Origin of the sequence: Actinomadura sp. 6K520 (assembly GCF_004349245.1) — a bacterium.
In the GTDB taxonomy this organism is placed as follows: Bacteria; Actinomycetota; Actinomycetes; order Streptosporangiales; family Streptosporangiaceae; genus Spirillospora.
Genome location: NZ_SMLC01000184.1, coordinates 1 through 13,277, shown reverse-complemented (window position 1 = coordinate 13,277; position 13,277 = coordinate 1). Strand labels below are relative to the sequence as shown.

Annotated in this window: 10 protein-coding genes; all 10 read left to right on the top strand. The window is 73.5% G+C overall.

Annotation, left to right across the window (positions count from 1 at the left end; translation table 11 throughout):
• Positions 1–149: 149 nt before the first annotated feature.
• Positions 150–581 carry a division/cell wall cluster transcriptional repressor MraZ gene (gene mraZ / locus E1289_RS31495; RefSeq protein ID WP_131986738.1) on the top strand — a complete coding sequence of 144 codons (432 nt, stop codon included), beginning with the start codon at positions 150–152 and terminating at the stop codon, positions 579–581.
• Positions 582–832: 251 nt separating this feature from the next.
• Complete coding sequence (gene rsmH / locus E1289_RS31490) at positions 833–1,813, top strand: 16S rRNA (cytosine(1402)-N(4))-methyltransferase RsmH (protein WP_131986740.1); 981 nt, start codon at positions 833–835, stop codon at positions 1,811–1,813.
• The gene (locus E1289_RS31485; RefSeq protein ID WP_131986736.1) at positions 1,810–2,475 is read left to right on the top strand and encodes a hypothetical protein; all 666 of its coding nucleotides are present in this window, start codon (positions 1,810–1,812) and stop codon (positions 2,473–2,475) included. Before rsmH ends, E1289_RS31485 begins: the two co-directional genes overlap by 4 nt.
• Positions 2,476–2,509: 34 nt before the next feature.
• The gene (locus E1289_RS31480; RefSeq protein ID WP_131986734.1) at positions 2,510–4,780 is read left to right on the top strand and encodes a penicillin-binding protein 2; all 2,271 of its coding nucleotides are present in this window, start codon (positions 2,510–2,512) and stop codon (positions 4,778–4,780) included.
• 81 nt (positions 4,781–4,861) lie between these two features.
• On the top strand, positions 4,862–6,397 hold the full coding sequence (locus E1289_RS31475) for a UDP-N-acetylmuramoyl-L-alanyl-D-glutamate--2,6-diaminopimelate ligase (protein WP_131986732.1): 1,536 nt from the start codon (positions 4,862–4,864) through the stop codon (positions 6,395–6,397).
• The gene (gene murF / locus E1289_RS31470) at positions 6,394–7,776 is read left to right on the top strand and encodes a UDP-N-acetylmuramoyl-tripeptide--D-alanyl-D-alanine ligase (protein WP_131986730.1); all 1,383 of its coding nucleotides are present in this window, start codon (positions 6,394–6,396) and stop codon (positions 7,774–7,776) included. The genes E1289_RS31475 and murF overlap by 4 nt, the downstream gene beginning before the upstream one ends.
• Positions 7,773–8,831 carry a phospho-N-acetylmuramoyl-pentapeptide-transferase gene (gene mraY / locus E1289_RS31465; RefSeq protein ID WP_131986728.1) on the top strand — a complete coding sequence of 353 codons (1,059 nt, stop codon included), beginning with the start codon at positions 7,773–7,775 and terminating at the stop codon, positions 8,829–8,831. Before murF ends, mraY begins: the two co-directional genes overlap by 4 nt.
• Before the next feature lie 187 nt (positions 8,832–9,018).
• Positions 9,019–10,275, top strand: coding sequence for a putative lipid II flippase FtsW (ftsW, locus tag E1289_RS31460; RefSeq protein WP_131986726.1), 1,257 nt, complete (start codon positions 9,019–9,021; stop codon positions 10,273–10,275).
• Between the two features lie 142 nt (positions 10,276–10,417).
• Positions 10,418–11,512 carry an undecaprenyldiphospho-muramoylpentapeptide beta-N-acetylglucosaminyltransferase gene (gene murG, locus E1289_RS31455; RefSeq protein WP_131986724.1) on the top strand — a complete coding sequence of 365 codons (1,095 nt, stop codon included), beginning with the start codon at positions 10,418–10,420 and terminating at the stop codon, positions 11,510–11,512.
• Positions 11,509–12,915: a UDP-N-acetylmuramate--L-alanine ligase gene (gene murC / locus E1289_RS31450; RefSeq protein ID WP_131986722.1), complete on the top strand. Its 1,407-nt coding sequence runs from the start codon at positions 11,509–11,511 to the stop codon at positions 12,913–12,915. The genes murG and murC overlap by 4 nt, the downstream gene beginning before the upstream one ends.
• Positions 12,916–13,277 lie beyond the last annotated feature (362 nt).

Below are 13,277 nucleotides of genomic sequence, written 5' to 3'. Positions count from 1 at the left end.
CCACCCGGCCCCACCCGCTCTGACCTGCGCATTCGCCCGACGATTCGGTTTGCGGAACGTGTTTTCATTGTTGACGGTGGGGAAGAGTGGAGTAGAGTGGGGCGCCGTGGGGGGCAGTAGCGCCCCATGCGGCGCGGGGAGGTGGGCCGGTGTTCCTCGGCACCCACTCACCGCGTCTCGACGACAAGGGACGGCTGTTCCTGCCGGCGAAGTACCGCGAGGAGCTGTCGGGGGGATTGGTGATCACGAAGGGCCAGGAGCGCTGCCTGTACGTCTTCCCCATGGCGGAGTTCCAGCGGATAACCGAGGCTCTGCGTGCCGCGCCGGTCACCGAGAAGGCGGTACGGAGCTACAGCAGGGTCTTCTTCGCGAGCGCGTCCGACGAGGTCCCCGACAAGCAGGGCCGCGTCACGATCCCGCCTCCGCTGCGCAAGTACGCGGGCCTCACCCGCGACTGCACGGTCATCGGTGCCAACACGCGTCTGGAGATCTGGGACGCGCAGGCATGGGAGACCTACCTGGAGCAGGAGGAGCAGACGTTCTCCGACGTCTCGGAGGAGGTGTTGCCAGGGATCCTCTGAGAAACGACTCGTCGGTCCGATGACCGGCAATGGCCCACGTTCGGCCAGGTCTCCAGCCGCTCTCCGAGCCAGCTGGCGCAGCTTCCCCGGTGCCAGACGGCGACCCCCCGCGCACCACGCGGTGATCTTCCTCTAGGGCAGCGGATGGGGACCTGGCCGGGCGAGGCCGCCGCCGGGGGTGCGCAGCTCAGCGGTCATCCGATCCGGCGATGCCACAAGTCCGCGAGCGGTGGCAGTACTGGGGGTGCAGCATGGACGTGGGTGACCACGCGGCCGGGGCCGGTCACGTACCGGTCATGCTCGGTCGCGTCCTGGAACTCCTCACCCCCGCGGCGCAGGCCGTCACCGGCCGTGCGCCCGTCTACCTCGACGCCACGCTCGGCATGGGCGGGCACGCCGAGGCGATGCTGCGGGCCGTGCCGGACCTGCGCCTGATCGGCCTCGACCGCGACCCCGCCGCGCTGGAGCGCTCCGAGCGCCGGCTCGCCCCGTTCGGCGACCGGGTGACGCTCGAGCACGCCGTCTACGACGAGATCCCCAGGGTCCTGCGCCGGCTCGCCGTTCCGGCGGTGGACGCCGTCCTGTTCGACCTGGGCGTCTCCTCCCCGCAGCTCGACGAGACCGGCCGCGGGTTCGCCTACGCCCACGACGCACCCCTCGACATGCGGATGGACACCACCCAGCGGCTCACCGCGGCCGAGGTCGTCAACGGCTACCCGCCCGCCGAGCTCGCCAGGATCCTGCGCGAGTACGGCGAGGAGCGCTTCGCCCAGCGCATCGCCTCGGCGATCGTCCGGGAACGCGAGCGCGCCCCGTTCGACTCCACCCGCCGCCTCGCCGAGCTGGTCCGCACGTCCATCCCGGCCGCGACCCGCCGCACCGGCGGCAACCCGGCCAAACGCACCTTCCAGGCGCTGCGCATCGAGGTGAACGGCGAGCTGGACAGCTGGCGGCGGGCGCTGCCCGCCGCCCTGGACGCGCTGCCGGTCGGCGGCCGGATCGCCGTCCTGTCCTACCACTCCCTCGAGGACCGGATCACCAAGCAGGTCCTCGCCGCCCAGGCCGCCGACACGACGCCGCCGGACCTGCCCGTCCCGCTACCCGAGCACGAGCCGCGCTTCCGGCTCCTGACGCGCGGGGCCGAGCTGCCGTCCGGCGAGGAGACCACGACCAACCCACGGGCCGGATCGGTGCGGCTGCGCGCCGCCGAGCGGGTCCGGGAGGCGACATGACCACGACGAGCAGACGCCCGCCGCCCAAGGCGCCCGGGAACAGGACCCGGCAGCGCCCGGCCGACGCCGCACCGGCCGCGAAGGGCACCAAGTCCGCGAAGGGCGCGAAGGGCACGGCCACGAAGAGCAGGCCGCCCGAGGCGGCGCCCAAGACCGCGCCCGCGCGCAAATCCGCGCCCGCCAAGAGCACGGCGGCGAAGAAGGCCGTGCCTGCCAAGGCCGTGCCCGCCAAGAGCACCCCGGCGGCCGGAGCCCGCCGGGGCGCGTCGCGGCGGACGCAGGCGCCGCCGCGCGCCCCGTTCGTCCTGCTCATCGTCGGGCTGCTCGGCGGCGCGCTGGTGAGCCTCCTGCTGCTCAACACCGTCCTCGCGAAGGACGCGTTCACGCTGACGCGGCTCCAGCAGAGCACCAAGCAGCTCGAACAGCAGCGCCAGGCGTACGAGGCGGAGATCGCCCGCGAAGGCTCCCCGGAGGAGCTGTCGAACAAGGCCAAGGCCCTCGGCATGAAGGAGGCCGAGGACCCGGCGTTCTTCCACAGCGGCTCCGGCCGGGCCAGCGACGGCGGGATCCGCCCGGTCCCCGGCGCCGCGGCCGCGGCGTCGGGCGCGGCCGGCGTGGTCGGGGTCCCCGGCACCGTGGTCCCCGGCGCCGGGGCGCCGTGAGCGGGCACGACGGCATCGGGGAGCGGGGGACACGGTGACGAAGCCGCCGGGACGCGGGACGGCCGGGCCTCCGCCGGGCCGCAGACGCGGCCCGGCGGACCGGGACGCGGGGAACGCCCCGGGCGCGGCACGCGCGTCCGGGCGGCACACCGGTAACCCTCCGCGCCCTCCGGGCGGGAGATCCGACGGCGCGGGACGGCCGGGCACGAAGGGCAGCGCCGCCCGCCGTCCCGCGCGCAACACGACGGTCCCCGCCCCTCGCAAGGATGCGGGCCGTAAGGAGACGGGCGGCAAGGAAGCGGGGACCGGCGGATCCTCCGCGAAGAAGTCCGCCCAGAAGAAGGCACGGGGCGGTTCCGCGCCGAAAAAGGCGCCCGCCAAGAGCTCGCCCGCCAAGAGCTCGCCCGCCAAGAGCTCGCCCGCGAAGAGCTCGCCCGCCAGGAGCGCCGCGAGCCGGGCCGCGCGGACCGCGAAGGGCACCCGTCCCGCGGGCGGCGGGGGCCCGCGCGGGCCCCGGCCCGGCGGCGGCTCGGGACGGCGGCCCCCGGGCGGGGGGAACCGGGTCCCGTTCCACCGGCGCGACCCGCTCAAGCGGCTGAACGTCGCGCTGCTGGTCGTCGCCTTCGTGCTGTCGCTGTTCGCGGGCCGGCTCGTCCAGCTCCAGACGATCGAGTCCGGGGAGTACACCGAGCAGGCGATGCGGCAGCGGCTGCAGAAGCTCAAGCTGCCCGCGATCCGCGGCGACATCACCGACGCGCAGGGCAACGCGCTCGCCATGACGGTGGAGGCGCGGGCGATCTACGCCGATCCGTCGCTGATCAAGGCGGACCAACGGCAGCCGATCGTCAACGCGCTGGCCCCGACGCTCGGCCTGGACCCGGCGGCGCTGATGCAGAAGATCAGCAAGCCGGACACGCGGTTCGTGTACCTCGCGCACGGCGTCCCGCCGGACCAGGCCCGGCTGATCACCTCGTGGAACTTCCCCGGAATCGGGACACGGCTGGAGTTCCGCCGCGAATACCCCAACGATTCGCTGGCCGCGAGCGTCATAGGTTTCGTGAACGACACGGGGAAGGGCGCCGCCGGGCTGGAGAGCTCGATGGACGGCGTGCTCGCGGGCCGCGAGGGCTGGCAGCGGGTGGAGATCAGCCCGGAGGGCCAGCACATCCCCATGGGCGAGGACCAGAAGCGTCCCTCCGCACCGGGCCGCGGCGTGCGCCTCACGCTGGAGCGCGACCTGCAGTTCAAGGCGCAGGAGGCGATCGAGAAGCAGGTCCGGGCCAGCGGCGCCAAGAGCGGCAGCGTGATCGTCATGGACCCGCGCACCGGCGAGCTGCTCGCGATGGCCTCGGCTCCCGGTTTCGACCCGAACGAGTACACCAAGTCCGACAAGGACCTGTGGGGCAGCCCGCTGGTGCAGGAGGCGTTCGAGCCGGGCAGCACCGGCAAGGTCGTCACCGCCGCGGCGGTCATGGAGAAGGGCGGGGTCACCCCGCAGACGCCCTTCACCGTCCCCGACAAGATCAAGAAGTACGACGTCGTGTTCCGCGACTCGCATTCGCACCCGACCGAGCGGCTCACGTTCGCCGGCGTGCTCGCCACGTCCAGCAACGTCGGCACCATCATGGCCAGCGAGAGCATCGACCAGCAGCAGCTCCACCAGACGCTGCGCGACTTCGGGTTCGGCGAGAAGACCGGCCTGCCGCTGCCCGGCGAGACGCCCGGCCTGCTGAAGCCGCCCGCCCAGTGGTCGGGCACCGACCGGTACCCGATCGCGTTCGGGCAGACGGTCTCGGTGAACGCGGTGCAGATGGCCAGCGTCTACGCGACGATCGCGAACGGCGGCGTGCGCGTCGCGCCGACCCTCGTCGCCGGCACCGTCGGCGAGGACGAGGCGTTCACCCCGTCGCCCGCGCCGGACCGCCGGCGGGTCATCAGCGAGCGGACCGCCCGGCAGATCAGCGACATGCTGGAGGGCGTGACGACCGACGAGGGCACCGCGCCCAAGGCGCAGATCAAGGGCTACCGCGTCGCGGGCAAGACGGGCACCGCCGAGGTCGTCAACCCGCGCTGCGGCTGCTACAGGGGCGGCGGGTACACCGCCTCGTTCGCGGGGTTCGCCCCCGCCGACGACCCTCAGCTCGTCGTGCAGGTCGTCCTGCAGAACCCGAAGCGGGGCAGCCACTATGGTGGCGATGCGGCCGCACCGGTCTTCAAGGACGTGATGAGCTTCGCCCTGAAGTCCGAGAAGATCCCGCCGACGGGGAGCCGACCGCCGATCGTCCAGATCCACGCCCGGGACTGACGGCAGCGAGTACCCTCCTCGCCTGTGAGTCCACCACCCGTGTCCCAGCAGCCCCGATCCGCTCGTACCGAAAGAAACGCCATGCGCCCCACCACCAATCCGGCCCGTCCGCTGAACGGACTCGCGGTGCTCTTCGGAATCGAGCAGACCGGCTGGGACGCGGTGTCGGCGACGGGCATCACGCATGACTCGCGGGCGGTGCGGCGCGGCGACATCTACGCGGCGCTGCCCGGCGCACGCGCGCACGGCGCCCGGTTCGCCGCCCAGGCGGCCGAGGCCGGCGCCGCGGCGATCCTCACCGACCACGACGGGTACGACCGCGCTGCGGCGACGGGGCTGCCGGTCATGGTCGTCCCCGACGTCCGCGCCCGGCTCGGCGAGGCCGCGTCCTGGGTGTACGGCGAGCCGGGACGCGACATCACCCTCATCGGCGTCACCGGGACCAGCGGCAAGACCACCACCGTCTTCCTGCTCGACGCGGGGCTGCGCGCCGCCGGCATCGAGACCGGCCTCGTCGGCGGCGTCGAGATCCGGGTGGCGGGCCGGCGGGTGCCGAGCGCGCTGACCACCCCGGAGTCCACCGACCTGCACGCGCTGCTGGCGATGATGCGGGAGCGGGACGTCGGCGCCGCCTCGATGGAGGTCTCCAGCCACGCCCTCGTCCAGGGCCGGGTCGGCGGGGCGGTGTTCGAGGTCGCGGTGTTCACGAACCTGTCCCAGGACCACCTGGACTACCACCCGACCATGCACGACTACTTCCTCGCGAAGGCCCGGCTGTTCACGCCCGAGTACTCCCGCGTCGGCGTCGTCAACCTCGACGACCACCACGGCCGCGAGCTGCTGGAGATCGCCACGGTGCCGGTGACGACGTTCTCCGCGTCCGGCGACCCGGCGGCCGACTGGCGCGCGGAGGACGTGCGCACCGGCGCCGACGGCAGCGTGTTCCGCATCGTCGGGCCCGGCGGCATCGAGGCCGACGGCGAGGTCGGGCTCGCGGGGCCGTTCAACGTCGCCAACGCACTCGCCGCGATCGTCGCGCTGGTCGAGGCCGGCATCCCGCTGCAGGCCGCCGTGCACGGGGTGGCGTCGCTGCCCGGCGTGCCCGGCCGGCTGGAGCGGGTCGACGAGGGCCAGGACTTCGTCACGCTCGTCGACTACTCCCACAAGCCCGGCGCCGTCGAGGCCGTGCTGAACGCCCTGCGGCCCGTCACCGAGGGCGAGCTCGCCATCGTCCTCGGCTGCGGCGGCGACCGCGACCGCGGCAAGCGCCCGCTGATGGGCGAGGCGGCCGCCCGGCTGGCCGACTCGGCGTACTTCACCAGCGACAACCCGAGGTCGGAAGATCCACTCGCCATCCTCGCCGCTATGGTCGAGGGCGGACTGAAGGTGCCGCAGCCCGAGCGGGCGCGCATCGTGATGGAACCCGACCGGGCCGCCGCGATCGCGCTGGCCGTCGGCCGGGCCCGCCGCGGCGACGTCCTCGTCATCGCGGGCAAGGGCCACGAGCAGGGCCAGAACGTGGCGGGCGAGGTGCAGCCGTTCGACGACCGCGAGGTCGCCCGGGAGGCGCTCCGGCACCGGGTGAAAGGGACAAGAGGGGACGGGACGCAGGCGTGATCCCACTTCCGCTGTCGGCGATCGCGGAGATCACGGGGGGCACCGTTCACGGGTCCCCGGACGTCGTGGTCGGCGGTCCCGTGGTCATCGACTCCCGCGCGGCGGGGCCCGGGACGCTGTTCGCCGCCCTCAAGGGCGAGCGCGCCGACGGGCACGACTTCGCGTCCGCGGCCCTCGCCGCCGGCGCCGCCGCGGTGCTCGCGCAGCGTCCCGTGGCGGGGCCGTGCGTGGTCGTCGCCGACGTCCAGGAGGCGCTGGGACGGCTGGCGAGGGGCGTGCTGGACCGGCTGCCGGACGTGACCGTCACCGCGGTCACCGGCTCGGCGGGCAAGACGTCCACCAAGGACCTCATCGGGCAGCTCGCCGGCCGCGCCGGGCCCACCGTGTTCCCGCCCGGCTCGTTCAACAACGAGATCGGGCTGCCGCTCACCGTCCTGCGCGCCGACATTGCGACCCGCCACCTCGTGGTGGAGATGGGCGCCCGCGGCATCGGCCACATCGCCTACCTCACCGGGATCGCGCCGCCCGACGTCGGCGTCGTGCTGAACGTCGGCACCGCGCACGTCGGGGAGTTCGGGAGCCGCGAGAACATCGCGCGGGCCAAGGGCGAGATCGTGGAGGCCGTGCGGCCGGGCGGCACCGCCGTCCTGAACGCCGACGACCCCCTGGTCGCCGCGATGGCGCCGCGCACGGCCGGGCAGGTCGTCACCTTCGGCCGGTCGCCCGGCGCGGACGTCCGCGCCGCCGACGAGACGCTCGACGAGCGGGGCCGGGCACGGTTCACCCTCGTCACGCCCGAGGGCTCGGCGCCGGTCGCGCTGCTGCTGCACGGCTCGCACGCCGTCCTGAACGCGCTCGCCGCGGCCGCGGCGGCACGGGCGGCCGGGCTCGGGACCGCCGAGATCGCCGAAGGTCTCTCGCAGGCCGCGCCGGCCAGCCGGTGGCGGATGGAGGTCACCGAGCGGGCGGACGGCGTGACCGTGGTGAACGACGCCTACAACGCCAACCCCGACTCGATGCGCGCCGCGATCGACGTGCTCGTCCACATGGCGCGGGGCCGCCGCGCCTACGCGGTGCTGGGGGAGATGGCCGAACTCGGCGCCTCCACCGCGGCGGAACATGCCAAGATCGGGGAGCACGCGGCGCGCAGCGGGGTCTCCGGCCTCGTGGTCGTCGGCGCGAACGCGGCGGCGATGGCCGGCGGGGCAGGGCAGGTGGGGTCATGGACGGGAGAGTGCGTGCAGGTGGATGACGTCGGCGCGGCGGTGACCGCGCTGAACGAGCGGCTGGCGCCGCAGGACGTCGTGCTGGTGAAGGGCTCCCGCGTGGCGGGACTGGAGCGGGTGGCCGAGGCGATCCTCGCGGAGGACGGCCGATGACCAACATCATCATCGCCGGCGGAGCCGCGCTGATCTTCGTCATGCTCGGCACCCCGGTGTGGATCCGGATCGTCAACCGCCTCGGCTACGGGCAGATGATCCGCGACGAGGGCCCGGAGGCCCACCTCAACAAGCGCGGCACCCCCACGATGGGCGGGACGGTCTTCATCGTCGGGTCGCTCGTCGGCTACGCGGTGGCGCACCTGGTCACCGGCACCCCCCCGACCATCTCGGGCCTGCTCGTGCTGTTCCTGATGACCGGGCTCGGCCTCGTCGGGTTCGTGGACGACTACATCAAGGTGTTCAAGCAGCGCAGCCTCGGGCTGCGCAGCGGCGCCAAGATGATCGGCATCATCCTCGTCGGCGTCGTGTTCGCCGTCGCCTCCCTCAACTTCCCCAACGGCTACCAGGTCACCCCCGCCGACCCCAGCCTCTCCTTCCTGCGCGACTTCGGCCCCCCGATCGGCCCGTACCTGTTCGTGATCTGGGCGCTGCTGCTGATCGCGGCGATGTCCAACGGCGTCAACCTCACCGACGGGCTGGACGGCCTCGCGGCCGGCCCCGCCGGCATGGTGCTGGCCGCCTACGTCATCATCGGCAACTGGCAGCTGCGCAACAGCTGCGAGTTCGCGCTCGACCCGAAGTGCTACACCGTCCGCGACCCCCTCGACCTCGCGGTCGTCGCCGCGGCCGTGCTCGGCGGCGTGTTCAGCTTCCTGTGGTGGAACGCGCCGCCCGCGAAGATCTTCATGGGCGACACCGGCTCGCTGGCCCTCGGCGGCGTGCTGGTCGGGCTGGCGATCCTCACCCGCACCCAGTTCCTCCTCGCCATCCTGTGCGGGCTGATCGTGATGATCACCCTGTCGGTGATGATCCAGGTCGGCGGGTTCAAGATGACCGGCAAGCGCGTGTTCAAGATGGCCCCGCTGCAGCACCACTTCGAGCTGTCCGGATGGGCCGAGACCACGATCGTCGTGCGGTTCTGGCTGACCTCCGCGCTGTTCGTCGCGATCGGCATCGGCCTGTTCTACCTGGAATGGATGCCGAAGAGTTGACCGGCCGCCGCCGCCCGGACGGGCCGGGCCGCGCCGGCGGCGCCGGGACACTCGCGCGACACGCGCCGGATGTCCCCGCCGCGGGCGCCCCCGGCCCCGAGACTGGGGCCATGAACCGCGCCGTTGCCGAGGCCCCCGGGCGCGCCCGCCCCGCCGCCGGGTGCCGCGCCGGAACCGTCCGGTAGACATGTCCGCCGTACCGGCCGACGAGGACGACGGCGGGCGCCCGGGGCCGCGCGAGCAGGTCGTCGCCGCCATCGGGCTGCTCGACCGTCCCCTGACGTCCTACTACCTGGTGCTGGGCTGCACGGTCATGCTGCTCGCGCTCGGCCTGACGATGGTGCTGTCGGCGTCCAGCGTCAGCCAGATCCAGGCGACGGGCTCGGCGTTCACGCTGTTCCAGAAGCAGGCGCTGTGGATGGCGATCGGGCTGCCCGGCATGTGGCTGGCGTCCCGGCTGCCCGTGCGGACGTTCCGCGCGCTGGCCTACCCGCTGCTGCTGCTCTCGATCGTCTTCCTGGCGCTGGTGCTGGTCCCCGGGCTCGGCCGCAGCGCGGGCGGCGCCACCCGCTGGGTCGACCTCGGGCCGGTGCAGATCCAGCCGTCCGAGCTCGGCAAGCTCGCCCTGGTGCTGTGGGGCGCCGACCTGCTGGCCCGCAAGGAGCGCCTCGGCCAGCTCACCGAGTGGCGGCCGCTGCTGGTCCCGCTGATGCCCGGGGCGGGGGTGCTGGTCCTGATGGTGATGATGGGCAGCGACCTCGGCACGACACTGGTGCTCCTCACCATCTTCCTCGGGCTGCTGTGGGTCGTCGGCGCGCCCGGCCGGCTGTTCGTCGGCATCGCCGGCCTGGTGGGCCTGCTGGTCTCGATCCTCATCGTCGTGGAGCCGTACCGGATGCAGCGGCTCACCGGGTTCCTCGACCCGTCCGGCAACCGGCTCACCACCAACTGGCAGGGCACCCAGGGCCTGTACGCGGTGGCCTCCGGCGGCCTGTTCGGGACCGGCCTCGGGGAGGGCCGCGCCAAATGGGACTACCTGCCCGAAGCCGAGACCGACTTCATCTTCGCGATCGTGGGGGAGGAGTTCGGCCTCGTCGGGACCCTGGTCGTCCTGTCGCTGTTCGGGCTGCTCGCCTACGCGGGGCTGCGGATCGCGCGGCGGGTGAAGGACCCGTTCACCCGGCTCGCCGCCGCGGGCGTGACGGCGTGGCTGGTCGTCCAGGCCATCGTGAACATCGGCGCCGTCATCGGCGTCCTACCCATCACCGGGATCCCGCTCCCGCTGGTGTCCTACGGCGGTTCGGCCCTCATCCCGAGCCTGTTCGCGCTCGGGATGCTGCTCGCGTTCGCCAAACGCGAGCCGGGCGCGAGGCAGGCACTCTCCGCACGGGGCCCCGGACCGGTCGTGAGGGCTCTAAGCTGGCTGGGTCTGGCACGGCGCTGAACCCCCTCCGGGGGGCCGGGGGGTCGTCCCCCCCGGACCGACTCGCCCCCTCCGGGGTGCCGTCGCCGCGTCCGTGTGCGCGCCCGCACGCCGGACGTACGGCACCCGACAAGTCGAACACGCTGAGGAGTTGTCAACCAGCATGAGGGTTGTCCTGGCCGGCGGCGGCACCGCCGGACACATCGAGCCCGCACTGGCTCTCGCGGACGCGCTGCGCCGCAACGACCCCAACGTCGGGATCGTCTGCCTCGGCACCGAGCGGGGCCTGGAGACCCGCCTCGTCCCGCAGCGCGGCTACGAGCTCGCCCTGATCCCCCCGGTGCCGCTGCCCCGCACCCTGACGCCGCAGCTGCTGTCGGTTCCCGGCCGGCTGCGCGGCGCGATCAACGCGGCGGCGGCCGTCCTCGACCAGGCCCGGGCCGACATCCTCGTCGGGTTCGGCGGCTACGTCGCCACCCCCGGATACCTGGCCGCGCGCAAGCGCAAGGTGCCGATCATCGTCCACGAGGCCAACCCCAAGCCCGGCCTCGCCAACAAACTCGGCGCCCGCTTCACCGACCACGTCGCGGTCTCGCACGCCGACTCGCCGCTGGCCAACCCCACCTTCATCGGCATTCCGCTGCGCCGCGAGATCTCCACCCTCGACCGGCTCGCGATGGGCGACAAGGCCCGCTCCTACTTCGGGCTCCTGCCCGACCTGCCCACCCTGCTGATCTTCGGCGGCTCGCAGGGCGCCCGCTCGCTCAACCAGGCCGCGGTGGCCGCGGCGCCGTACTTCCGGCAGGCGGGCATCCAGGTCCTGCACATCGTCGGGCCGAAGAACAACGAGCAGCCCGAGCCGGTGTCCGGCGGCCCCCAGTACGTCACGATCCCGTACTGCGACCGGATGGACCTCGCCTACGCCGCCGCCGACATGGCCATGTGCCGCGCCGGCGCGATGACCTGCGCCGAACTGGCCGCGGTGGCGCTGCCCGCGGCGTACGTGCCGCTGCCGATCGGCAACGGCGAGCAGCGGCTGAACGCGGAGCCGATCGTCGCGGCCGGCGGCGGCCTGCTCGTCGACAACGCCGACCTCACGCCCGAGTGGATCGTGCAGAACGTGCTGCCGGTGCTGGGCGACCCCGGCCGGGTCGCGGCCATGTCGGAGGCCGCCGGGCGGATGGGCCGCCGGGACGCCGACGTCGCGCTCGCCCAGATGGTGTACGACGTGGTCCGCTCGGCGGGCACCGCCCGATGAGCATGATCGACCCCGGCGACGTCGTGCCCGCCGGCGAGCTCGGCCGGGTCCACTTCATCGCGATCGGGGGCGCGGGGATGTCCGGCATCGCCCGCATCATGCTGCGGCGCGGCCTCGCCGTGTCCGGCAGCGACGCCCGCGACTCCGAGCTGCTCACCCAGCTGGGCGACCTCGGGGCGAAGGTCTTCGTCGGGCACGACGCCGCGTACCTGGGCGACGCCGAGACCGTGGTCGTCTCCACCGCGATCCGGGACGGCAACCCCGAGCTGGTCGCCGCCCGCGAGCGCGGCCTGCGGATCCTGCACCGCTCGGCCGCGCTCGCCTCGCTGATGGCGGGCCGCCGGGCGGTCGCGGTCGCGGGCACGCACGGCAAGACCACGACGACGTCGATGCTCACGGTCGCGCTCCAGCACGCGGGCGCCGACCCGTCCTACTGCATCGGCGGGCAGCTGGTCACCACCGGGCTCGGCGCCGACGAGGGCACCGGCGACGTGTTCGTCGCCGAGGCCGACGAGAGCGACGGCTCGTTCCTCATGTACACCCCGCACATCGCGGTCGTCACCAACGTCGAGGCCGACCACCTCGACAACTACGGCGGCTTCGAGATGGTGAAGGAGAACTTCGCCCGCTTCGTCGACCGCGTCGAGCCCGGCGGGACGCTCATCGCCGGTGCCGACGACCCGGTCGCGATGGAGCTGGCGGAACGGGCGCGGGTGCGGGGGCTGACCGTCCGGACGTACGGGGAGGCCGAGGGCGCCGACCTGCGGGTGACCGGATTCACCCCGCGCGGTCTCGGTTCCCGCTTCCACCTCGACGGTTTCGGCGAGGTCGAGCTGGGCGTCCCCGGCCGGCACAACGCGCTGAACGCCGCCGCCGTGGTCGCGGTCGCGCAGTCCCTCGGCCACGACGACGCGCCCGTCCGCGCTGGCCTCGCCGCGTTCGGCGGCGCGATGCGGCGGCTGGAGCGCAAGGGCGAGTCGGGCGGTGTCGAGGTGTTCGACAGCTACGCCCACCACCCCACCGAGCTGACCGCCGACCTGGACGCCACCCGCGACTACCTGGGCGAGAAGGAGGGCGGCGGCCGGATCGTCGCGGTCTTCCAGCCGCACCTGTACAGCCGCACCCGGTTCTTCGCCGCCGAGTTCGGCGCGGCGCTCGGCCTCGCCGACGTCGCCGTCGTCATGGACGTCTACGGCGCCCGCGAGGACCCGGAGCCCGGCGTGACGGGCGCGCTGGTCGCCGACGCGGTCCCGGCGGGCACCGAGACCGTCTACGCGCCCGTCCGCGAGGAGGTGCCCGGCCTCGCGGCCTCGCTGGCCCGGCCCGGCGACGTCGTCATCACCCTGGGCGCCGGCGACGTGACCGCGCTCGGCCCCCTCATCCTCGAACGTCTCGCCGAGTGAGTTTTCTGCAGTCCAGGCCCACTGCGCTCGCTGGCGCTCGCTACGTGACGTGTTTGTAGAAGTCCAGGCCCACTCCACTCGCTGGCGCTCGCTACATGACCTGGCCTGTGCGAGCACGAATCGCTTCGCGATCTTCCCGGGGAGGCTCGCCTTCGGCTTCGCCTCCCCGGTCAGGTAACGCGCTCGCGTGCGTGGCCGGGTCACTTCCGAGACATGTTCTATGACACGCCGCCTACGGGTGTGGTCGGACTTGGTCGGGCGAACGGTGCAAAGCTTGGGTCATGACCGAGTCGCAGACAGGGCGGCCCGCGGCACCCGACGAGCAGCTGGAGCCGGGGGAGCGGGAGCGCGGGGAGCGGCGT